The following is a 20,770-nucleotide window of genomic DNA, read 5'->3' as shown; positions in this document are numbered from 1 at the left end:
GAGCAATCCTTATTGCCAAAGTCTGTAGTTTTGGCGGGATGTGCTCTAAGTGATCGCCAGCCCTTCACTGGGGCTGCGACCGTGATCGATGCTCGCCTTGATATGCAATACGCGTTCGATGAAATCCGGCCGCGTCTGGATCTCGACCGGACGCGGGCGCGGTATGTCGATGTCGAAGATGGTGGCGATACGCCCGGGCCTTGCCGACATGACGGCGACGCGGTCGGCCAGGAAGATCGCTTCCGAAATGGAATGGGTGACGAAGGCGATGGTCTTGCCGGTCTCCATCCAGATTTCCTGGATGAGCAGGTTCATCTCGTCGCGGGTGAAGGCGTCAAGCGCGCCGAACGGCTCGTCCATCAGAAGCAGCGACGGGTCGACCGACAGGCTGCGCACGATGGAGGCGCGCTGCTGCATGCCGCCCGACAATTCGCGCGGGAACTTCGTCTCGAATCCTTTCAGATTGACGCGTTCGAGCAGCTTGTTGATACGCGCCTGATCGGGTGGCTTGCGCTTGAGCTCGAAGGGCAGAGCGATATTGGCGGCAAGATTGCGCCAGGGGAGAAGATTGGCGTCCTGGAAGATCATGGCGATCTCAGGATGCGGCTTGGTGATCTTCTCATGCCCGAACCTGATTTCGCCGCTGGTCAGTTCGTGCAGGCCGCCCATCGACCAGAGCAGGGTCGATTTTCCGCAGCCCGAAGGCCCCAATATGCAGAGGAACTCGCCGTCTCGTACATCGAGCGACACATTGTCGAGCGCATGCACCGCGCCGGTGCGGGTCTGGTAATATTTTGTGGCGCCCGCAATGACCATCTTGGGCGCTGTCTTGTCCGAAGCGCTGGGTACGCTGCGCATAGGCGTCGCATCCATCATGTTTCCGGCCCTCGACGACAATCGTGTCGTCGCTTTTTCTATTTTGTCAAATCATGTTACAAAATTTCAGAGTCTGCAATAGCCTAGTGGCACGCATTAGCCGACCCGTGGTGAGGAAGCGAGTAAAATTGCGCCGCTACGAGGTGATCGCTTGCTCGATGGTCAAAAGCCTGTAATTTATTTACGAAACAGACCGGGGCCACAGGACAGGAAATGGCGCGGCGACGCAGCGAGAATTCAGGCGAGCAGCCACCGGCGATCGACATCGTCTCGCGCATCGAGCGTATAGAAAGCGATTTGTCCCCGTCGGAGCGCCGCGTCGCGGCGATCGTCGGGCGCGACTACGAAGCCGCCACCCGCATGACGATCGCCGATCTCGCCAGGAAGGCGAAAGTGAGCCAGCCCACCGTCACCCGCTTCTGCCGCTCGGTCGGCTGCGGGTCCTTCGCCGAATTCAAGATCAGGCTGGCGACCACGCTCACCGTGGCGTCGGCCTATCTCAAATCGGACCGCGCCTTCAACGATGATATCGGCCAGCTCGCCCAGACGATCATGATGCGCGCGGCGGGCTCGGTGCGCGAATGTCTCGACCAGCTCGACACGAAGACGATCGGCCAGGCGATCGCGGCTTTGGCGGAAAGCCGGCGGATCGATATCTATGGCCAAGGGGGCGGCTCGGCCGCCATGATCGAGGATGCGAAACTGCGGTTATTCCGCTTGGGGCTCGCGGTCTCCGCCTATAGCGACGGGCATCAGCAGCGCATGTCGGCGGCGACGCTGAAACCCGGCGACACGGCATTCGCGATCTCCAACAGCGGCCGCACGAAGCCGGTGATCGAGGCGATCGAGATCGCCCGCTCCTTCGGCGCCCGCACCATCGCGCTGACGCGGCCGGGAACGCCGCTCGCCAAAGCCGCCGATATCGTCATCGCGATCACCATCGCCGAGGGCGACAATGTGCTGGTGCCGACGCCGTCGCGCTATGCGCATCTGGCCGTGATCGACACGATCGCCGCCGGCGTCGCGGTGAAGCTCGGCGCCAAAGCCCGGGAGGCGCTGCGCCGCGTGCGCTATACGCTCGCCCGCATCGGCGTCGCCATCCCGACGCCCGCGACCGACCCCACGCCCCTGATGCGGGCGCGGGATCCGCAGGAGTGAGGCGGGAGGCCTCGAAAGCGAGCGATTCCAGCAGGATAGGCTGAATCCGGATCAGCGGGCTTTCATGTTGTTTTTGTTCTCTTTTCGTTCTAATAGACTCGCATGGAATTTGTCCCGGCGATCCCTCCTCAGCCTGCCCGGCGGCGGCCCGCAAAGCCTGCCAGCCTGGAGGAATTGCGCCGGCTTCTCGCCCCGCCTCTCGGCCGTTCGGCTAAAAGCCGGTTCTTCTCCTTCGAGCTGCCGCTCGACAAATATCTGCCCCGGCAAGGCCTCTCGCTCGAAAGCCTGCATGAGATCCATGCCGCGACACCGGAAGACCTGCCGGCGGCTTTCGGCTTTCTCGTGGCACTCACGATCTCGCTCAGTTCCTCAGAGCCGGTCTTCGTCATCGGTTCGGCGCAGAGCCTTGCCTCCGCCGGCCGGCTTCATGGTCATGGCCTGAACGCGCTCGGACTCGATCCCGGTCGCGTCACTCTTGTCGAGGCGCGCAACGACAAGGATGCTTTCTGGGCGATCGAGGAGACCCTGCGCTCAGGCGCAGCCCCGGTGACGCTCGGACTCCTGGCGCAGAATTTCGATCTCAAGACGAGCCAGCGCCTCAGCCTTGCCGCGCGCGAGGCGAAGCGGCCGCTTTTGCTACTGCGGCCGCCTGGATCGGGTGCCGCGAGCGCGGCCGAGACGCGTTGGCGGATCGCCTCGGCCCCGGCCCGGCGCGATACGACGGGCGGAATTCTGGATTTGTGTTGGCGCGTGATGCTCGAGCGCTGCCGCAATGGGTCGAGTGGTGAGTGGGTGTTGGAGTGGGTAAATGCGTCGCATCGTTTCCGTCTGGCTGCCACGATGGCCCGTCCTGCGCTTCCTGACAGCGCAGGGGCCGTCGGGCGATATAGCGCCTGACCGGCCTTTCGTCCTGACCATCGAGGCGTCGGGTGGCCCGCGCATCGCCGCCACGAATCCGGCCGCCGAGAAGCTCGGTCTGTTCGCCGGCCAGGGCTTGAGCGATGCCCGCGCCAAGGCCGGCGGCCTGCTGCAGGCCCGCTTGCTCGAGGCCGACAAGGATGCGCAGGCACTCCGCCGCCTGGCGCTGTGGGCGACACGTTATGCGCCCGCCGTCTCGCCCTGGGGAAGTGAAAATGGCGGTGACGGATTCTTTCTCGACATCACCGGGGCCGCGCATCTCTTCGGCGGCGAGGATGCCTTGCTCGAGGACCTCATCACGCGTCTCGGCAAATTCCATCTCAGCGCGCGCTGCGCCATTGCCGGCACGCCGGGCGCGGCCTGGGCGCTTTCTCACCATGGCGCCGCTCTGCCGCTTTCCTTGGCCGAAGGGCGGGAGAAAGAAGCGCTGAGCCCGCTTCCCATCAGGGCCTTGCGGCTCGGTCCCGAAACCCATGAAGCCTTGCACCGCCTCGGCTTCAAGCGCATCGGCATGCTCATCGACGCGCCGCGCGCGGCCTTCGCGGCGCGCTTCGAGAAGGAGCTGCTCATTCGCCTCGACCAGGCCTTCGGTCTCCGGCCGGAGGCCTTGCATTATATCGCACCACCGCCCGTCTATCATGCGCAACGCTCCTTTCTCGATCCGATCTTCACGCAGGAGATCGTCGTCGCCACGGCCAGGAAACTCGTGGCACGTCTCGTTCCCGCTCTCGAGCGCGACGGCGTCGGCATCCGCGCTCTGCGCCTCGGCCTCTATCGCGTCGATGGCGAAATGCGCCAGCTCGATCTGGGGCTTGCCGCACCGACGCGCGACCCGGCTTATATCGCCCGCCTCATCACCCTCAAGCTCGACGGCCAGACGCGCGGGCTCGAAGCCGGCTTCGGTTTCGACTGCGTCAGCCTCTCCGTCACCGCCGCCGAAACCATCCACAGCGAACAAGGCGATCTCGCATCGTCCGGCGATCACCAGGAAGACGCGCAAAATCATGCGCGCCTTCTCGATGCGCTGCGCCAGCGCCTCGGCGCCGACAGCGTGCGGCAGCTCAAGCCCGTCGAAAGCCATATTCCCGAACGCGCCGAAATCCTGGTCAAGGCGGACAGCGTAAAAGCCGCCTGGCCCACAGCTGATGCGGACCGCTCGCGACCAACGCTTCTTCTGCCACAGGCGGAGCGCGCGGATGTCATCGCCCTCATCCCCGACGGGCCGCCCCGGCAATTCCGCTGGCGCGGCAAGTTTCATAGCGTGGCCGCCGCGCAAGGGCCGGAACGCATCGCGCCCGAATGGTGGCGCAGCAGCGTGTTTGCGCCGACCCGCGATTATTATTGCCTCGAGAATGACGCGGGCCAGCGCTTCTGGCTCTATCGCGAAGGCCTCTATGGGCGTGAGACCGATGCGCCGCGCTGGTTCGTCCATGGCTTCTTCGCGTGAGGCGCCGTCATGGCCTATGCCGAGCTCGCCGTCACCAGCAACTACTCCTTCCTGCGCGGGGCCTCGCATCCCCACGAGATGGTCGAACGCGCCAAAGAGCTCGGCCTTGCCGCCATCGGCCTAGCCGACCGCAACAGTTTCGCCGGCGTGGTGCGCGCTCATGCGGAGGCCAAAGGCCGGAAAATAAGATTCCTTCCCGGCGTGCGGCTGGTCACGACGGACGGTTTCCAGGTGCTGGCCTATCCGACCGATCGCGCCGCCTATGGCCGGCTCTGCCGCCTGCTGACGGACGGAAACCGGCGCGCCAAAAAAGCCCAATGCCATATAGGCCTCGATGAGATCTGCGGCGCGCGCGAAGGCCAGATGCTGATCGTGCTGCCGCCGGACAAGCTCACCAGCGCCTTCAAGACGCAGCTGGTAAAGCTTGCCGGCGCAGCGCCGGCGCAGGTCTTTCTCGGCATGGTTCATCGTCATAAGGGCGATGAAAGGCAGCGCTTCGCCCGTCTCGCCGAATGCGCGCACCAGCACGGCACGCCGCTCGTCGCCCTCAATGACGTCCACTATCACCGGCCGGAGCGGCGGCCGCTCGCCGATGTGCTCACCTGCATCCGCGAGAAATGCACCATCACGGAAGCGGGCTTCCGTCTCGACGCCAATGCCGAGCGTCATCTCAAGTCGGAAGCCGAGATGCTGCATCTCTTCGCCGGCCATGAGGAGGCCGTCCGGCGCAGCGCCGAGATCGCGGCGCGCTGCCGTTTCTCCCTGGACGATCTCAAATATGAATATCCCGACGAGCCGGTGCCGCCCGGCAAGACGCCGCAGGAGCATCTCACCGATCTCGCCTGGAAGGGAGCGGCCAAACGCTACAAGGGAGGAGTGCCCGAGGATGTCGCCAAAAACATCCGCGAGGAATTGCGCATCATCGAGGAACTCGATTATGCCCGCTATTTCCTCACCGTGCATGATGTCGTCGCCTTCGCGCGCAGCAGATACATTCTCTGCCAGGGGCGCGGCTCGGCGGCGAACAGCACGGTGTGTTATTGTCTCGGCATCACCGAGGTCAATCCGACATCGACCAAGCTGCTCTTCTCGCGCTTCATCTCACAGGCGCGCAACGAGCCCCCCGATATCGATGTCGATTTCGAACATGAGCGGCGCGAGGAGGTCATTCAATATATCTACGTGCGCTATACGCGCGAGCGCGCCGCCATCTGCGCCACTGTCGTGCATTACCGCTCGCGCCGCGCCATTCGCGAAGTGGGCCAGGCGCTGGGCCTGACGCCGGACGTCACCGCCGCACTCGCCAAGACGATCTGGGGCTATGGCGACCACATGCCCGATCAGTATATACGCGAAGCCGGCTTCGATCCTGACAATGGGAAGATCCGCCAGGCCGTCGACATCGCCAATGAGCTCATCGGTTTCCCGCGCCATCTCTCCCAGCATGTCGGCGGTTTCGTGCTCACCCAGAAGCCGCTCTCAGAGACCGTGCCCATCGGCAATGCCGCAATGGAGGACCGCACCTTCATCGAATGGGACAAGGACGATATCGACGCGCTCGGCCTCATGAAGGTGGATGTGCTGGCGCTCGGCATGCTGAGCTGCCTGAGGCGCGCCCTCGAAATGCTGCGCATCCAGTACCGCAAGCCCTACTACACGCTGGACGATCTGCCTTACGAAGACCCGGCGACCTATGAGATGCTGTCGAAGGCCGATTCCGTCGGCGTGTTCCAGGTCGAAAGCCGGGCGCAGATGTCGATGCTGCCGCGGCTCAAGCCCGAGAAATTCTACGATCTCGTGATCGAAGTGGCCATCGTGCGGCCCGGGCCTATCCAGGGTAATATGGTGCATCCCTATCTCAAGCGGCGCGACGGCATCGAGAAGACCGTCTATCCCTCGCCCGATCCCGCTTTCGGCCCGGCCAATGAGCTGGAGGAAGTCCTTAAGCGGACCATGGGCGTGCCGCTCTTCCAGGAGCAGGCGATGCAGATCGCCATCACCGCGGCGGGCTTCTCGCATGACGATGCCGATCGCCTGCGCCGCTCGATGGCGACCTTCCGCAACAAGGGCTCGGTCAGGACCTTCCGCGACAAGTTCATCACCGGCATGACCCGACGCGGCTATGACCAGGACTTCGCCGAACGCTGCTTCAGCCAGATCGAGGGCTTCGGCGAATATGGCTTTCCGGAAAGCCATGCCGCTAGCTTCGCGCTGCTCGTCTATGCCTCGGCCTATATCAAATGCCATCACCCGGATGTGTTCTGCGCCGCCATCCTCAACAGCCAGCCCATGGGCTTCTATCAGCCGGCGCAGCTGGTGCGCGACGCGCGCGAGCATGATGTCGAGGTCAGGCCCGTCGACATCAATGACAGCCACTGGGACTGCACGCTCGAACGCCTCTCGAAGGAGCGTTCGGCGGTGCGGCTCGGCTTCCGCCAGATCGGCGGCCTGAAGGAAGAGGAGGTGAATGAAAAGCTCGTCGCCCGGCGGGGCAATGGTTATTCGAGCCTCGAGCAGCTCGCCCGCCGCAGCGGCGCGGCACGCTTCACCTTGGAGAGGCTCGCCGAAGCCGATGCGCTCACCTCACTTGGGCTCGACCGCCGCAACGCGCTCTGGGCCATGCGGCGCCTGAGCCGGCTCGATATCGACTCCGAGCCGACGCCGGGCATCGCCTCCGCCAGCAATCTGCCGCTCTTTGCGCCTCATATCGAGGACGGGCTGTTCCACGAACCCTCGATCGCCTTGCCCCAGATGCAGCTCAGCGAAGAGGTGATCGATGACTATGAGACCACGGGGCTTTCGCTCAAGGCGCATCCTTGCCGCTTCTTCCGCGCCGATCTCGAGAAGCTCGGCGCCATCACCAGCGCCGCCCATCGCGCCGAGACCCTTAAGCAGAATACCAAGGTCACCGTCGCCGGCATCGTCCTCATGCGGCAGATGCCGAGCACCGCCAAAGGTGTCGTCTTCATCACCCTCGAGGACGAGACCGGTATCGCCAATATCATCGTCTGGCCGCAGGTCCTGGCGGAGAACCGGCGGGTGGTGATGACGGGCGAGTTCCTCGCCATACGCGGCCGGCTGCAGCGCGAAGGCCTCGTCATCCATGTCATCGCCGAGCGCTTCGTCGACCTCACCGCCGAATTGCGCAAGCTGCGGCAAGGCGATCTGTTCGAAATGGCCCCGCCCGCCCTCGTCAAGAGCCGGGATTTTCACTAACCCAGCGTACAAAGAGGAGAAATCTCGCATGGCTAGCATTCTTCTCGAAGCAACATATATGTTTAATAAACACTTCTGTTGTGATATGCCATGAACAGCAGCCAAGCGAGGCGGTTTCTTTCCCGACTGGGCTGCCGATTCGAACCCGGCAAGGGCGGCCATCTGATTGTCCGGCGCGGAAATCTCAAATCGGTTCTTCCTCAGCATGGAGGGTCCAAGGAAATCGGCAAAGGCTTGTGGCTCAAAATACTGAAAGACCTGGATCTGAAGGAGGACAAATAGTGCTGCGTTATCCAGTGATCCTCAAGAAGGACAGCAATGGTACTCTCCTCGTGACGGCGCCGGACTTCCCCGAGCTGACCACGTTTGGCGAAGACAAGGCTGACGCTCTGATCCGGGCTGCTGATGCCATCGCTACCGTGATGCAGGGCCGGATCAGCGACAGGGAGAAAATCCCCAAACCCTCGCAGGCCAGACGGGGCCAGCCCTATGCCTATTTGTCTACCCTCGTCGCGGCCAAGCTGGCGCTCTATGAGCTCATGATCAAAACCGGCACCCGGAAAGCCGATCTTGCCAGGAAGCTGGGTGTTCATGCTCCGCAAGTGGACAGGCTATTGGATCTCGACCATGAGTCCAGGCTCGACCAGATCGACAGCGCCGTGCGCGCGCTTGGCAAAGAGCTCGAGATCCGGATCGTCGAAGCCGCTTAAGCCCGGATTACAACGCGATCACATTGTGGATGAGCGCGAAGAGATCGCCGGTCTTGATCGGCTTGCGCAGATAGGCGATTCCGCTGCCGCCAATCTCAGCCTGGACCTTGGCGCTATGGTCCGCCGTCACCACGATGGCCGGCACCTGATGGCCGACGGCGCGCCGCAAGGCCTCGATCGCCTCGGCACCGGTTCCCTGATCGAGATGATAGTCGGCGATGATGAGATCGGGTGTCTTGTCGAGGCTCTGCAGCGTCTCGAGCGCCTCGCCCGCCGATACCGCGGGAATGGCGCGCATGCCGCCTTCCTGCAAAAGCTCCAGCATGCCTTCGAGGATGGCGAGGTCGTTCTCGATGACGATGGCGGTGAAATGGGCGAGGTCCACCGGCAGCCGCTCCGTCACGACCTGGGGCGCGATCACCCGCGTCGGCGCGGCACAGGCCGGCAGCTCGATCGCAAAGCGCGACCCCTTGCCCACATGGGAGGCGACGGTGATCCTGTGATCGAGCAGCCTGGCGATGCGCCGAACGATGGCAAGGCCTAAGCCCGCCCCTTTCGGCGTATCGGGCAGATCCTGGCCGAGCCTCCGGAATTCCTCGAAGATGAAATCGCGCTTGTCCTCGGGGATGCCGGGCCCGGTATCCCAGACCTCGATGGAGATCATCATTCCGCGCCGGCGCGCGCCCAGAAGCACGCCCCCCTTCGCCGTGTAGCGCACGGCATTGGCGACCAGGTTCTGGATGATCTGGCGCAGGAGGCGCGCATCGCTCAGCCCGAAGAGCTCAGACGGCACGCAGCGCAGCTTCAACTGCTTCTGATCGGCCAAGGGCTGGAACTCGGCGGCGAGCGTCGCCAGGATCTCGGCCACCGACAAGGGCACGACATTGGCCTCGACGCTGCCGCTATCATAGCGGGAAATGTCGAGCAGCGTGCTCAGCACCTCCTCGACCGAGCCGAAAGCCATATCGACCTTGCCGGCGAAATGGACCTGGCGCGCATCGAGTCCCGTGCCGCTCAACAGCGATAAAAAGATCCGCGCCGCATTGAGCGGCTGCAGCACGTCATGGCTCGCGGCCGCGAGGAAACGCGTCTTGCTCTTGGTCAGTTCCTCGGCGGTGTCGCGCGCCTGGATCAACTCCACCTCGATGGCGCGCCGTTCCATCACCTCGCGGGTCAAGGCGGCGGTGCGCTCCTCGACGCGCTGCTCCAGCGTCTCCTTCGCCTCGCGCAAAGCGTCGCTGGCACGGCGCTCGTCGGTGACATCGGCGAAACTCACCACGATGCCGCCATCGGGCATGACATTGCCGCTGACCCTCAGGATCGTGCCGTCACTCTTGACGAGCTCGACCGGATCGAGATCGGCTGACGGGTTGCGCGACCACTCCTGGACCCGCAAGGCGCCGGCGCGGTCGAACGCGAAGACAGATTTGCTGACCCAGTCCCACAGGCGATCGAAGCCGGCGAGCGGCGCCACCAGGCGCAGCGGCAGGCTCAGGAGATCGACGAAACGATGGTTCCAGGCCTTCAGCCGCAGGTCCCGGGAGAACATACAGATGCCCTGCGGGAGATGATCGAGGGTCGCCTGCAGGAGCCGCGACTGCTCATCGAGCTCGCGCTCGCGTCTCAGCCTCTCGCCCCGCACGATATCGGTGATGTCGGTCTGGAACACGACCGTGGCGCCGGCGCCGGTCTTCTTGTTGGAGACCTGGATCCAGCGGTCGCCGGAAAGCTGCTGGATGAAAGAGGCATGCGGCTTGCGAAACAGCTCGATGCGCCCCACGCACCAGGCCTCGGCGCTCTTCTGCTGGTCGAGCACCAGGAAGCGGCTCCGCGAGAAGCTCTCCGCGATGCGTCGAAAGGATGTGCCGGGCTCGAGCCTTGCGGCGATGTCCGGCAGAAGTGACCGGAACGGCGCATTGCACATCACGAGCTCTTCGGCGTCGTTGAAAAGCGCGAAGCCCTCGCTCACCGCCTCGATCGCCGAGGTGAGATTCTGCTTGGCGATTTCCGCGTCGTCGCGGGCATCCTCGAGGCGCGCATAGGCGTCGGACAGGTCCTCCAGCGTGCGCTTGAGATCGCCGGTCCGGGCGCTGACCTGGCCCTCGAGCAGGATCGCCGTCTGGAACAGCGAAAAACCGTTGCCGGAAAAATCCATCGAACGCTCGACGCGGTTCATCAGCGCCCGGTTGATCTTCTCGAGCTTGCGCAGGCGGACTTCCGGCTCTTCGGCGGCTTGCGTCATGGCGCGCGTGGTTCCTCCGCCTTGCGCCTGCCCCCGCCGATGGCGACACCGGTGAAGGTCTGGTTGACATGCATCGAGCGGTATTGCTCGCCATAGGTGCTGAAGCCGACGACCCCATGGCGCTTCAGCACCTGCGAGACGGCGAGGCTCTTCTGCTTCTGCTCGGCCTCGAGGCGGCGCAGGATGCAGTCGAAGCCGAGGATGAGGTCGAGCGATCCCAGCTCGTCGGCGAGCCTGGTCAGCGCGGCATCGAGATTCCGCGCGATATCGTCGCCGTCGGCGACGGTGAGGACAAGGCCCTCATCGATCCCGCAGTAGAAGCGAAGCGACCCGTCCGCCTCGACTTTCTGGATCGAGCGCACATGATATTCGCCGCCGACCCTGACGACGACCGGATAGGCGGCGAAGGTCATCGGGTTGAGCTGACGCTCGTCGAGCCCCACCATCTTCGCATAGGCAGGGGCGGCGGGCTCGGCATTGATCTCCATCACCAGCCGGCGCACCGGATCGGCCTCGGTCACCACCATCTTCTTTTCGGTCGGGCGGAAATGATCGTGCTTGAACACACTGAACGGGCATTCCGTCTCGATCAGCGCCAGCACCGCGGCATTGGTATGGAAAGCGCCCTCGGCAAAGACCCAGGTCGTGCCGAAATCGAGGCCGTCGCCGGCCGAACCGCCGAAAAGCGGAACAGGATCGAGGAAACGGCTGATCGAGGAGACGACCATCTCCTCCTGCCGGCTCAAGCCGTCGATGAGCAGCATGCCGAAGGTCTGATGCGGGATCGCGCGCACCGAAAGCGGCGCCAGGCCCAGATCGGCGAAGAGCTCCTGCACGACCAAATTGCCCTGTTCCATGCGGAAGCGATCGAGACCGGCGATCAGCCGGATGCTGGCACGGTAGTCGGCGCCGCCCATGCTGACCCCCGTCAACGTATTCTCGCGATAACCCTCGGAGGTGATCTCGCCGGCGGTCGTGCAGCCGATGGCCACGACGCCCGGCATGAGCCTTCCGATCGCCTCGGCCAAAACGGCGCGGTCGTAGCTGGGCGAAGCGAAAACGATCACCAGCGCCATGGCGGGCTGGTCGATCTGGCGCAACAACTCGGCCACAGCCATGGCGGGATCCGAAGCGGCGGAGAATCCCTGTCTAGCCGGCACGGGACGGCTCCAGCTCCATGACACTCTCCGGCTGATCCACGGCCAGCCCCTGCAATTTGAGCCTCTGCATGATCAGCACCGCCTGGGTGCGGTTGTGGATCGCGAGTTTCTTGAAGATCGAAGTAATGTGCGCCTTCACGGTCGTCTCGACGATGTCGAGCTCATAGGCGATCTGCTTGTTGAGTTTGCCTTCGCAGATGAGGGTCAGCACCTTGTATTGCTGCGGCGTCAGCTCGCGCAGGCGCGCCAGGATGTCGATCTCGCGTTGACGCGCCGCGACGCCTGGCAGCACCGGCATGTCGGCCGCCACACCGAAATGAAGTTTGCCGTCGAGCAACTGGCGCACGGCGGCAATGATCTTCTCGCGCTTCTCGCTCTTGTTGATGAAGCCTGCGGCGCCGAGATCGCGCAGCTGATGAACGATCTCCTCGCCCGAAATGGAAGAAATGATGCAAAGCGGCGTGCGTGGACTGGCGGCCTTCAAGCTGACGACGCCCTCGAAGCCGGCAATGTCGGGCATCTTGAGATCGAGCAGGATCAGATCCGGCCTAGCGCCCTTGGCGAGCGCCAGATGCGCGGCTTCGATCGAATCCGCCGTTTCCACCCGTGCCATGGGAAAGGCGACATGCAGCGCCATTTCGAGGGCTTCCAGGAAAAGCGGATGATCGTCGATGATCAGAAAGCGCAATGGCTGCATGGCGCCAGTTTGCACGCCCGCGCGGCGCAAACAAGAAGCCAGTCTCCAGGAGACCCTTCAAGCCTCCCGCAATCGGCTGGATCTGGTCTCAAAGCCCTGAAATTGCGACTGAATTTGCCCGCGCAGAAATCACCCTGACCTATTCGCAACTCCAGCGGGGCCGCTCAGCGCGTCGCCGCCGACAGGGTCTTGCAGAAATCGGTGAGGTGCCGGGCAGCGAGGCGGCGCTGCTCGGGATCGCGGGTCAGGCGGCCCACGACGGTGACGGCGGCGCATATTTCCTCATCCCAGTTCACGATGGGGGCGCAGATGCCGAGGTAGTCCGGCACAAAGGTGCCGAGCGTCATGGCGTATCCCTGCTCGCGCACCGTCCGGGTGATGCCGTCGACATCGAAATCGATGGCATTCTCGAGCTCTCTCTCCTTCTGAATCTCGCTCTCGACGAAGGGGCGGGTGAGGCGCGCCGGCATATGGCTGAGGAATACATTTCCAGTCGCCGAGCGCAGCAACGGAAAGGTCGAGCCCAGCACGTCGGGAGAAATCAGGGAATCGGGCGTGCGCTGCCAGCGCACTGCGATTGGTCCTTCATGGCTCCAGATCGCGACATGCGCCGGCATATCGAGCTGATCGACCAGGTCCTCGAGATGATCGCTGACCCGGTTGACGACATCGATGCGGCGTATGGCGGATACGCCCAGGCGCAAGGCGAAGAGACCGAGATCATACTTTCCGGACCGTCTTTGCTGCGAGACCAGGCCGCCCGCGACCAGGCTGTGCAGATAGCGATGAGCCTTGCTGGGTGCCATGCCGCAGGCCGCGCCGATCTCCTTCAGCGACATCGGCCCCCTGGCCGAGGCGAGGGCCTTGAGCACGGTCATGCCGATATCGACGGATTGAATGCCACCATGATCTCGCTCCGGCGCGGGCACAGGTTCCGTATGATCCCCTGCCGTGAAGACGGCAGACGCTTCAGGGTCATGTCGGTTCATGGTTGCTCCCGAACCATTCCAGAGCCCTGCCCCCAAAGCCCGACTGCGATGACATGAAAACTCTAGGTAGCCACCGTCGACAATATATCCATTCTTCCTCTTTTCCAAATGCGTTGACGTTTTTTCACCATCGAATACTGGGGCGCCTCGACACCTGCGTGGAAACAAAAGCACCGCCTGGGATAAAATGACAGTTCAGCGCCTATTCGAAGTCAACTTCACTTGTTCTCGATGATCGGGTAGCCGCTTGCTCGCCAATCCCGCATGCCGCCGGCAAGATGGGAAACCTGCGTGTAGCCCAGGCGAGCGAGATCGCCTGCCGCTTTCTCGCTCATTCCTCCCATCAGGCAATAAAGTACGATCCGCGCATTTTTGTCGCCGGCGAGTGCTGCTGGATTATCCGCGATCTTGTCGAAAGGAATGAACGCATCCGTCCCTTCGATCTCGCCCTCATAAGGGATATGGACGTTGATCAGCAGAAAATCCTTCTTCTCCATCATCTGGGCCAATTGCGCGCTGCTGATGGTCGCGTAGCTCTGCCGGGCCGCGTTCTCCTGCTGCGCGAGGGCCGCATTGGGCGCCGTAGGCAATGCGACGACGAGCGCCAGAGAGAACACCGAAGCCGGGAGTTGTAAAAAGCTCTTCAAATCACTACACCTCGTCATGCATCTTGCGGCGCAGACAACGACGAACCGGAGCCCATCGCCAGACTTCAAAGTGACGCATGCGATCCGCCGCTGCCCGGGCTGGCGCCGACAGGAACTAGCGCAAAGGTGATCATCGAAGGGCGGGCTCGAGTCTTGACGGCACGGGGTGATTGCCGTCATATCCCGACCCTCGGCGCATGCGCGTTCACCAGTGGGAACTGTCAGAATTCCGCCACAAGCTCCGGGCACGCAAGGAAATATGTCTATGGCCAAACAGAAATCATGGCGCAGATGGGTGGCGATCCCCCTGTCGATCATGATTCTGTTCGCCCTCCTGTTCGCGGGCGCGGCGCAGGCCGGTTCATCATCCTGCGCATCGACCGCGGCGGCTATCGCCGACCTGACCGGCCATGATGGTCCGATGCTCGGTGCCGGCGACGACCTTTCCAAGCAGACTCCATTTAACGCTATGCGGAGTTGTTGCAGTTTCACCTGTGTCGCCAGTTTCATCGTGACCGGCAGTGCGGATGAGCCGCCTGCTGCGCGCCGACACCAGTCAAGCGTCCTTTCCGACCAATGGCCGGAAACGCTGGCAGGTGAAGGGCTGAAGCGGCCGCCGAGATCGATCCTCACGGACAACGGGCACGCCTGAGTCCCGACAGGGCCGCGTGCCATCCAGGCTACGCCGTCTTATCGAGGATCAAGCTATGCTACTGACAATTCGGGCTCTTGGCGTCGGACTTTGCATGATCCTGGTTTCGCCTGCGCTGGCCCATTCGGGTATCGGCATCAATGGCGGGCAGCTCATCGAAGCCGCGAACCGGCATATCGAGTTCATCGGCGGCCCTGCTTATGAATCGATCATTTTCGCTTTGTCGGACGCCCGGCAGAAGCCCATTCGCGCCGCCGGCAGCGCCGCCTATGCCACCATCATCCAGCGGGAGCAGCAACTCCGGATTCCCTTGCGCCCGGACGGCGAGAACTGGCTGTCCGCCAATCTGCCCGCCCCCATGCTCCTCGGTGCGTCGGTCTCGGTCTTCGTCGAGCTGGCGACCGGCGAAACACTTCAAGCCCAGTTCGAGGCCCGCTAGATGACATCCTCTTCGGCGCCCCCAAGACCATGTAAAAGCCACGCAATTCTGCTACTCCCTGATCCCAACAAACGAGGTCATCGATGCTTTGTCCGGATAGAAAGCGCAAACCAGAGATGGTGAGCCGGCGCACCATGCTGCGCTCGGTGCTTCTGCCATCGCTGGCCGGCCTCGTGTCGCTCGCGACGACGGGACGTTCCACCTTCGCGACGACGGACGTCGTGGTGCCGGGGGCCCATCCCGTCACGCCCGTGGCACCGCAAACAGGCGTGGCGGCCGGCGCCGAGGTGGAGCTGTTCCCCATTGCCTATGATGATGTGCGCAAGGTATCGCGCCGCTTCCGGCGCAAGGAGGTCGCCTACGAGACCCCCGAGCCACCGGGCACGATCATTATCGATGTCGATGCGCGCCAGCTCTATTTCACTCTATCCGGTGGACGCGCCCAGCGTTACGGCATAGGCGTCGGCAAGCAAGGTTTCGAATGGTCGGGCAGCGCGATCATCCGCCGAAAGGCGATGTGGCCACGTTGGGTGCCGCCCAAGGAGATGGTTGCCCGCGACCATCTCGCGGCACAATGGGCGGGCGGCATGCCGGGTGGACCCGAGAATCCGCTGGGTGCTCGCGCCCTTTATCTTTACCAGGGCGAGGTCGACACGCTCTATCGCATCCATGGCACGTCACAGCCGCAGAGCATCGGCAGGGCGGTGTCGTCCGGCTGCATCAGGCTTCTCAATGCGGATGTCGCCGATCTCTTTGAACGTGTTCCGATCGGGACCAAAGTGGTAGTCCTGCCCTCGGCGCGACAGGTCGCCGCCCAGGAGGCGCCCAGATTCGGGCGCGCCAAGCGCGGACGCGATCGGTGATGAGCGTGATGAACAGACGCAGCCTTCTTGCCTGCGCCGGTCCGGGAGCCGCGCTATTGGCCTTCGCCGCTTTTCCGGGCGCCGCCTTCGGGCAATCCGATCTCGGTTCTCCGCAACGTATCCGTCAGGTGAAGGCGGCGCTCGCCGTCACGCCCAGCCAGGAAGGCCCGTGGTCCGACTATGTCGAGGCCCTCACGGCCTATCGCGCTGCGGTGCGCGAGGTGCGGGCGGCGGAGATCGACCTGATGGGGGGCGCGCAAGCTATCGACGGCGCGAATGACGCGGTCCTGCAAGAGCGGCAGAGTGAACGGATCAAAGCCAAGGCTGCCCTCAAGGCCAGCTACGAGACCTTCTATGGCGTGCTCGACCCCGCTCAGCAGCGGATCGCGGATGCCACCCTTACGGCGGGAGAGTGCGGGAGATAGAGCATCGGAGCGAAAAGCTTGTGATCGGGCTCGACCCGACCATGCGCAGCGGTTTTCGGATAATCCGATGCGTAAACTCATCGCGATCTTGTCCGCGCGCGCAGGAGGAACTGGGCCAGCATCAGAAGCGTCAACGACGTCAGGAGAACGGCCGTGCCGATGGCGTTGATCTCCGGTGTCACGCCGCGCCGGATCGAGGAAAAGACATAGATCGGCAAGGTCGTATTGGGACCGGCCACGAAGAAAGCGATGATGAAGTCCTCGAACGAGAAGGTGAAGGACAGCAGCAGGCCGGCAAGGATGGACGGCATCAGAGCCGGCAGCACCACTTGCCGGAACGTGGCGAAGGGCGTGGCGTAGAGGTCTTCCGACGCCTCGACCAGGCTGCGGTCCATGCCGGCGAGTCGCGCCCTTATGATGAGGACGACCACCGCCAGATTGAACAGAACATGAGCGGCGATCACCGTCCACAGGCCCATTTGCAGCCGCACCATGCCGATGGCCTCAAGCGTCGGATTGACGGCGTCGAACACGGTCACGAAGGCGATCAAGGTCGATATGCCGATGACCACGCCCGGCACCATGATGGCGATATAGATCAAGGCGTCAAACAGCTGGCGCAGCCAGCCGCGCATGCGTTCGAGGCCGAGCGCGCAGAGCGTTCCCACCGTGGTGGCGATGATCGACGTGCAGCTGGCGATGGTGATGCTTGTCACCAGCGCCTTGACGATGATCGGATTGGTGAAGGCCTTGCCGTACCATTCGAGCGAGAAGCCCTGCCAGTCCATCGCGTAACGTCCGGCATTGAAGGAGAAGAAGACGATCAGCGCGATGGGCGCGTAGAGGAAGACGTAGATGAAGGCGGCGTAGAGTCGGAGCGGCATGGCTACACCAGCGCGGCGCGGCGCACATCGCCGCGGCTCAGGACAAAGCGCATATAGACGACGATGGTCACGAACATGATGGCGACAAGGGCGGTGGAGACGGCGGCGCCGAAGGGCCAGTTGCGCGACTGGAGGAAGAGATCGACCAGTGCATTGCCGATGAAGAACACCTTTCCGCCGCCGAGAAGCTGCGGCAGGATATACTCGCCCATCAGCAGGATGAAGACCAGCATCGAGCCGGTGGCGACGCCCGGCAGCGACAAGGGCAGCGTCACCTGCCGGAAGGTGCGCCAGGAATCGGCGCCGAGATCGGCGGACGCCTCGAGCAGGCGCTTGTCGAGCTTTTCGAGGCTCACATAGATGGGCAGCACCATCAGCGGCAGGAAGCCATAGACGGCACCGATCAGCACGGCCCAGGGCGTATTGATGATGCGCAGATCGGCTATGCCCAGGTAAGCGAGCCAGCTCGGAATGCCTTTCGAGCCGAGGATCATGATCCAGGCGTAGTAACGCAGAAGCTGACTCGTCCAGAACGGCACGATCACCAGCACCAGGAGCAAGGTGCGCGAATTGGGGCTCGCCTTGACGGCCAGGAAATAGGCCAGCGGATAAGCGAAGAGCACGGTGAGCAGCGTGCCCAGAGGCGCCAGCGTCAGCGTGTTGAAGAAGGCCTGGCCGCGTGCCGGCAGATTGGCGTAGTTCTCCAGCGTGAAGGCCGGCGCGTAGCCGCCGGCATCGGCCCGGGCGCCGAAGGAATAGATGATGACGACGACGAGCGGCAGCACCAGCAGGAAGAAAAAAAACAGCCCGGCCGGCGCCACCAGGAGAGCGGTCACGGCTTTCGATCGGGAGGCTGGCGCGGATGCCACGGCGGCTCTTTTCATCAAGTTTCAGAATACGAAGGCATGAAGGAAGAGGCCATGCGCCGCGCATGCCCCTCACCCTTCCCGCCGCTCGCGCGGCGGGCCCCTACCCTCTCCCCGCTTCGCGGGGCGAGGGTAAGAAGCATGCGTCTTCGCATCACGCCGACTTGAAGCGCGCCATGATCTCGGCGCGCAGCGGATTGGTCAGCGTGGCGGCGGCGCCGAATTCGAGATTGGTCAGCAGATCCTGGGCCGGATAAAGAATCGGATTATCCAGCATCGCCTTCGGCACCAGCTTGTTGGCGCGCGCGTCGGTCGAGGGATAGCCATGCGCCTGGACTTCCTTGGCGTTGATCTCGGGCGTCAGCAGCCAGTCGATCAATGCATAGGCCGCCTCCTTGTTGGGGGCGACTTTCGGAATGGCGTAGTAGTCGGTCCAGATCTCGCCGCCTTCCTTGCCGATCACATATTGCATTTCCGGCAGGTCGCGATGCAACTGCGTCGCATCACCGGTCCAGCACACCGACATCCAGGCATCGCCGTTGCGCATCGAGGGCTGATAGTCGGAATTGATGGCGAAGAGATGCGGCTTGGCCTCGAGCATCAGCTTCTCGGCCTCCGCCAGCTGCTTTTCGTCATTCGAGTTGAAGGAATAGCCGAAATATTTAAGCGCATTGCCGATGGTGGTGAGCTGATAGTCATGCACCATGACGCGGCCGGTCAGCGGTCCCTTGGTCAGGTCCCAGAATTCCTTCCAGCTCTTGGGATTCTGCGTCACGTTCTTGGTGTTGATGATGAAGCCGGTGGTGCCCCAGTCCTTCGGCACGGCGTAGACGGTGCCGTCGATCGTGCCTTCCGAGGTGAAGCGCTGATCCTGCGTGCTGACGTCGTAATTGGGCAGCTGCTTGAGATCGAGCGCGTCGATAAGGTCGAGCCCCTTATAGGTCGAGATCGTGTAATTGGTCGGCACAAAGACGTCCCAGCCGGTCGAGCCCGCCTGGAGCTTGGCCAGCATCTCCTCATTCGAGCCGAACACATTCATGTTCACCGCGACGCCGGTCTTCTTGGTGAAGGCGTCGAGATTCTCCTGGCTATGGTAATTGGGCCAGGTGGTGAGATTGACCGTGCCCGAAAGCGCGGCATAGGCCTTGCGCGGACGAAGACCCGGCACGGCGCTGCCCAAGACCGCCGTCGCCAAACCTAAGCCGGTGACGCCGAGAAAATGCCGGCGCGTGACCGAGCCCTTCTGAAAGCGGCGCAATTCATCCATGAATTTCTGCGGTGTGATGATCTTGTCGTCTGACATTGGTTTCCTCCCTATCGTTTTTCTACGCACTCAATCCTTCAAGAGAATCAGGGCGGCATCCGGCGGCCAGCCGACCGCCACCTTGTCGCCGATCTCGAAGGCCAAAGCCTGATTGCCATGGCGTGGACTCCTGACCATGAATTCGCCGAGCTTCTCATGCGTCACCACATACTCAGTCTGCTCGCCGAGGAAGATGCGGTTGAGAACACGCGCCTCGGCGCGAAAGGCGACCTGGTTGGGCAGGTCGGTCGCGGCGGCGGCGAGCCTGATCTGCTCGGGACGCACGCTCACCAGAACGGCTTCGCCGGCCTTGGGCGGCGATGTCGAGCGCGACGCCCGGCCGGTCGCCTTCATGCCGTCCGCCAGCGCCACATCGATCAGCCCGCTCTTCGGCGCGCCGGCGATGCCGGCGAAGAAATTCGACTTGCCGACGAAGTCCGCCACATAGCCATTGACCGGCTCGTCATAAAGTTCGCGTGGCGTGCCGGTCTGGACGAGGCGGCCTTCCTTCATGATGCACACACGGTCCGACATCGACAGCGCCTCTTCCTGGTCATGCGTAACCAGCAGAAAAGTGATGCCGACATTGCGCTGCAGGTTCTGCAGCTCGATCTGCATGTCATGGCGAAGCTTGCGGTCGAGCGCCGCCAGCGGCTCGTCGAGAAGCAGCACGGCCGGACGGTTGATGAGGGCGCGGGCCAGCGCCACCCGCTGCTGCTGGCCGCCGGACAGTTCCCAGGTACGACGCTGGCCATAGCCTTGCAGGCGCACCATCGCCAGCGCCTCGTCCACCGCCTTGGCGATCGCCTCGCGCTGCGGCCTGGGCGAGCGCTGACGCAGGCCATAGGAGACATTGTCGGCGACATTCAGATGCGGAAACAGCGCATAATGCTGGAACACCATATTGACCGGGCGCCTGTAGGCCGGAACGCCAGTGACATTATCGCCGCGGATGAAGACCTCGCCTTCGCTCGGCTGCTCGAAGCCCGCCATCATACGAAGACAGGTCGTCTTACCGCAGCCAGAGGGCCCCAGCAGCGAGACGAAAGCGCCTTTCGGCAGATCGAGATCGACCTGGTCGACAGCCACCACCTCGCCATAGCGCTTCGACACGCCGCGAAAGGAAATGTCGGGGGTCGCCCTCTGGGTCATGAACAATACGCGCCCGCGCGCCACACGCGGAATGTCGATACTGATGGCGGTAGCAGACGGATCGGCATCCGGGCTCTGGCGATATATCCCACAATCGGTAAAATGATCGCAGTCGAGAGCTCAACT

The 20,770-nt window shown here is 63.2% G+C and carries 20 protein-coding genes; 10 read left to right on the top strand and 10 right to left on the bottom strand.

Annotated features, from left to right (window positions below):
• Positions 1 to 45: 45 nt before the first annotated feature.
• Positions 46 to 858, bottom strand: a complete 813-nt coding sequence (locus G5V57_RS15720; protein WP_246737644.1) for an ABC transporter ATP-binding protein — start codon at positions 856 to 858, stop codon at positions 46 to 48.
• A gap of 231 nt (positions 859 to 1,089) precedes the next feature.
• Between G5V57_RS15720 and G5V57_RS15715 the strand changes: the two genes are divergently transcribed.
• From G5V57_RS15715 to G5V57_RS15690, 6 genes are all read left to right on the top strand, one after another.
• Positions 1,090 to 2,034, top strand: a complete 945-nt coding sequence (locus G5V57_RS15715) for a MurR/RpiR family transcriptional regulator (RefSeq protein ID WP_165168509.1) — start codon at positions 1,090 to 1,092, stop codon at positions 2,032 to 2,034.
• 174 nt (positions 2,035 to 2,208) lie between these two features.
• Complete coding sequence (locus G5V57_RS15710; RefSeq protein WP_165168508.1) at positions 2,209 to 2,931, top strand: ImuA family protein; 723 nt, start codon at positions 2,209 to 2,211, stop codon at positions 2,929 to 2,931.
• Positions 2,843 to 4,399 (top strand): DNA polymerase Y family protein, encoded by a 1,557-nt coding sequence (locus G5V57_RS15705; RefSeq protein ID WP_165168506.1) that lies wholly within the window; start codon positions 2,843 to 2,845, stop codon positions 4,397 to 4,399. Before G5V57_RS15710 ends, G5V57_RS15705 begins: the two co-directional genes overlap by 89 nt.
• A 9-nt stretch (positions 4,400 to 4,408) precedes the next feature.
• A complete protein-coding gene (locus G5V57_RS15700; RefSeq protein ID WP_165168504.1) occupies positions 4,409 to 7,615 on the top strand; it encodes an error-prone DNA polymerase in 3,207 nt (1,068 codons plus the stop codon).
• Positions 7,616 to 7,705: 90 nt separating this feature from the next.
• Positions 7,706 to 7,897, top strand: coding sequence for a type II toxin-antitoxin system HicA family toxin (locus G5V57_RS15695; protein ID WP_165168502.1), 192 nt, complete (start codon positions 7,706 to 7,708; stop codon positions 7,895 to 7,897).
• Entirely contained in the window at positions 7,897 to 8,325 is a 429-nt protein-coding gene (locus G5V57_RS15690; RefSeq protein WP_165168500.1) for a type II toxin-antitoxin system HicB family antitoxin, read from the top strand. Before G5V57_RS15695 ends, G5V57_RS15690 begins: the two co-directional genes overlap by 1 nt.
• Positions 8,326 to 8,332: 7 nt before the next feature.
• Here the strand turns inward: G5V57_RS15690 and G5V57_RS15685 are convergent, their stop codons facing one another.
• The 5 genes from G5V57_RS15685 to G5V57_RS15665 all read right to left on the bottom strand — a co-directional run bounded on the left by G5V57_RS15685 (position 8,333) and on the right by G5V57_RS15665 (position 14,240).
• The gene (locus G5V57_RS15685; protein WP_165168498.1) at positions 8,333 to 10,567 is read right to left on the bottom strand and encodes a PAS-domain containing protein; all 2,235 of its coding nucleotides are present in this window, start codon (positions 10,565 to 10,567) and stop codon (positions 8,333 to 8,335) included.
• Positions 10,564 to 11,727 (bottom strand): nitric oxide-sensing protein NosP, encoded by a 1,164-nt coding sequence (gene nosP / locus G5V57_RS15680; RefSeq protein ID WP_206530272.1) that lies wholly within the window; start codon positions 11,725 to 11,727, stop codon positions 10,564 to 10,566. Before nosP ends, G5V57_RS15685 begins: the two co-directional genes overlap by 4 nt.
• Complete coding sequence (locus G5V57_RS15675; RefSeq protein ID WP_165168496.1) at positions 11,717 to 12,424, bottom strand: response regulator transcription factor; 708 nt, start codon at positions 12,422 to 12,424, stop codon at positions 11,717 to 11,719. Before G5V57_RS15675 ends, nosP begins: the two co-directional genes overlap by 11 nt.
• A 164-nt stretch (positions 12,425 to 12,588) precedes the next feature.
• The gene (locus G5V57_RS15670) at positions 12,589 to 13,413 is read right to left on the bottom strand and encodes an IclR family transcriptional regulator (protein WP_165168494.1); all 825 of its coding nucleotides are present in this window, start codon (positions 13,411 to 13,413) and stop codon (positions 12,589 to 12,591) included.
• A 218-nt stretch (positions 13,414 to 13,631) separates the two neighbouring features.
• Positions 13,632 to 14,240, bottom strand: coding sequence for a rhodanese-like domain-containing protein (locus tag G5V57_RS15665; protein WP_165168493.1), 609 nt, complete (start codon positions 14,238 to 14,240; stop codon positions 13,632 to 13,634).
• Between the two features lie 85 nt (positions 14,241 to 14,325).
• Here G5V57_RS15665 and G5V57_RS15660 point away from each other — a divergent pair, with 85 nt between their 5' ends.
• From G5V57_RS15660 to G5V57_RS15645, 4 genes are all read left to right on the top strand, one after another.
• Entirely contained in the window at positions 14,326 to 14,712 is a 387-nt protein-coding gene (locus G5V57_RS15660; RefSeq protein ID WP_165168492.1) for a hypothetical protein, read from the top strand.
• Positions 14,713 to 14,767: 55 nt separating this feature from the next.
• Positions 14,768 to 15,151, top strand: a complete 384-nt coding sequence (locus G5V57_RS15655; RefSeq protein ID WP_165168491.1) for a hypothetical protein — start codon at positions 14,768 to 14,770, stop codon at positions 15,149 to 15,151.
• 116 nt (positions 15,152 to 15,267) lie between these two features.
• Positions 15,268 to 16,014 (top strand): L,D-transpeptidase, encoded by a 747-nt coding sequence (locus G5V57_RS15650; RefSeq protein ID WP_246737643.1) that lies wholly within the window; start codon positions 15,268 to 15,270, stop codon positions 16,012 to 16,014.
• Between the two features lie 8 nt (positions 16,015 to 16,022).
• Positions 16,023 to 16,439 (top strand): Spy/CpxP family protein refolding chaperone, encoded by a 417-nt coding sequence (locus tag G5V57_RS15645; protein ID WP_165168489.1) that lies wholly within the window; start codon positions 16,023 to 16,025, stop codon positions 16,437 to 16,439.
• Positions 16,440 to 16,516: 77 nt separating this feature from the next.
• Here G5V57_RS15645 and G5V57_RS15640 read toward each other — a convergent pair whose 3' ends face one another.
• The 4 genes from G5V57_RS15640 to G5V57_RS15625 all read right to left on the bottom strand — a co-directional run bounded on the left by G5V57_RS15640 (position 16,517) and on the right by G5V57_RS15625 (position 20,644).
• The gene (locus G5V57_RS15640; protein ID WP_165168487.1) at positions 16,517 to 17,323 is read right to left on the bottom strand and encodes an ABC transporter permease; all 807 of its coding nucleotides are present in this window, start codon (positions 17,321 to 17,323) and stop codon (positions 16,517 to 16,519) included.
• Positions 17,324 to 17,325: 2 nt separating this feature from the next.
• A complete protein-coding gene (locus tag G5V57_RS15635; protein WP_371744794.1) occupies positions 17,326 to 18,192 on the bottom strand; it encodes an ABC transporter permease in 867 nt (288 codons plus the stop codon).
• A 151-nt stretch (positions 18,193 to 18,343) separates the two neighbouring features.
• Positions 18,344 to 19,492 (bottom strand): PotD/PotF family extracellular solute-binding protein, encoded by a 1,149-nt coding sequence (locus G5V57_RS15630; RefSeq protein ID WP_206530271.1) that lies wholly within the window; start codon positions 19,490 to 19,492, stop codon positions 18,344 to 18,346.
• A gap of 30 nt (positions 19,493 to 19,522) precedes the next feature.
• Positions 19,523 to 20,644 carry an ABC transporter ATP-binding protein gene (locus G5V57_RS15625; RefSeq protein ID WP_165168483.1) on the bottom strand — a complete coding sequence of 374 codons (1,122 nt, stop codon included), beginning with the start codon at positions 20,642 to 20,644 and terminating at the stop codon, positions 19,523 to 19,525.
• Positions 20,645 to 20,770 lie beyond the last annotated feature (126 nt).

Origin of the sequence: Nordella sp. HKS 07 (assembly GCF_011046735.1) — a bacterium.
Taxonomy (GTDB): domain Bacteria; phylum Pseudomonadota; class Alphaproteobacteria; order Rhizobiales; family Aestuariivirgaceae; genus Taklimakanibacter.
The sequence above is the reverse complement of the archived record's forward strand: the minus strand, read 5'-3'. Positions and strand labels throughout refer to the sequence as shown.

Excerpts from the sequence above, each read along its gene's own strand:
- G5V57_RS15720 (WP_246737644.1), bottom strand. The coding sequence starts at position 858 with ATGCGCAGCGTACCCAGCGCTTCGGACAAGACAGCGCCCAAGATGGTC.
- G5V57_RS15715 (WP_165168509.1), top strand. The coding sequence starts at position 1,090 with ATGGCGCGGCGACGCAGCGAGAATTCAGGCGAGCAGCCACCGGCGATC.
- G5V57_RS15705 (WP_165168506.1), top strand. The coding sequence starts at position 2,843 with ATGCGTCGCATCGTTTCCGTCTGGCTGCCACGATGGCCCGTCCTGCGC.
- G5V57_RS15700 (WP_165168504.1), top strand. The coding sequence starts at position 4,409 with ATGGCCTATGCCGAGCTCGCCGTCACCAGCAACTACTCCTTCCTGCGC.
- G5V57_RS15695 (WP_165168502.1), top strand. The coding sequence starts at position 7,706 with ATGAACAGCAGCCAAGCGAGGCGGTTTCTTTCCCGACTGGGCTGCCGA.
- G5V57_RS15685 (WP_165168498.1), bottom strand. The coding sequence starts at position 10,567 with ATGACGCAAGCCGCCGAAGAGCCGGAAGTCCGCCTGCGCAAGCTCGAG.
- G5V57_RS15675 (WP_165168496.1), bottom strand. The coding sequence starts at position 12,424 with ATGCAGCCATTGCGCTTTCTGATCATCGACGATCATCCGCTTTTCCTG.
- G5V57_RS15670 (WP_165168494.1), bottom strand. The coding sequence starts at position 13,413 with ATGAACCGACATGACCCTGAAGCGTCTGCCGTCTTCACGGCAGGGGAT.
- G5V57_RS15665 (WP_165168493.1), bottom strand. The coding sequence starts at position 14,240 with ATGACGGCAATCACCCCGTGCCGTCAAGACTCGAGCCCGCCCTTCGAT.
- G5V57_RS15660 (WP_165168492.1), top strand. The coding sequence starts at position 14,326 with ATGGCCAAACAGAAATCATGGCGCAGATGGGTGGCGATCCCCCTGTCG.
- G5V57_RS15655 (WP_165168491.1), top strand. The coding sequence starts at position 14,768 with ATGCTACTGACAATTCGGGCTCTTGGCGTCGGACTTTGCATGATCCTG.
- G5V57_RS15650 (WP_246737643.1), top strand. The coding sequence starts at position 15,268 with ATGGTGAGCCGGCGCACCATGCTGCGCTCGGTGCTTCTGCCATCGCTG.
- G5V57_RS15645 (WP_165168489.1), top strand. The coding sequence starts at position 16,023 with ATGAACAGACGCAGCCTTCTTGCCTGCGCCGGTCCGGGAGCCGCGCTA.
- G5V57_RS15640 (WP_165168487.1), bottom strand. The coding sequence starts at position 17,323 with ATGCCGCTCCGACTCTACGCCGCCTTCATCTACGTCTTCCTCTACGCG.
- G5V57_RS15630 (WP_206530271.1), bottom strand. The coding sequence starts at position 19,492 with ATGTCAGACGACAAGATCATCACACCGCAGAAATTCATGGATGAATTG.
- G5V57_RS15625 (WP_165168483.1), bottom strand. The coding sequence starts at position 20,644 with ATGACCCAGAGGGCGACCCCCGACATTTCCTTTCGCGGCGTGTCGAAG.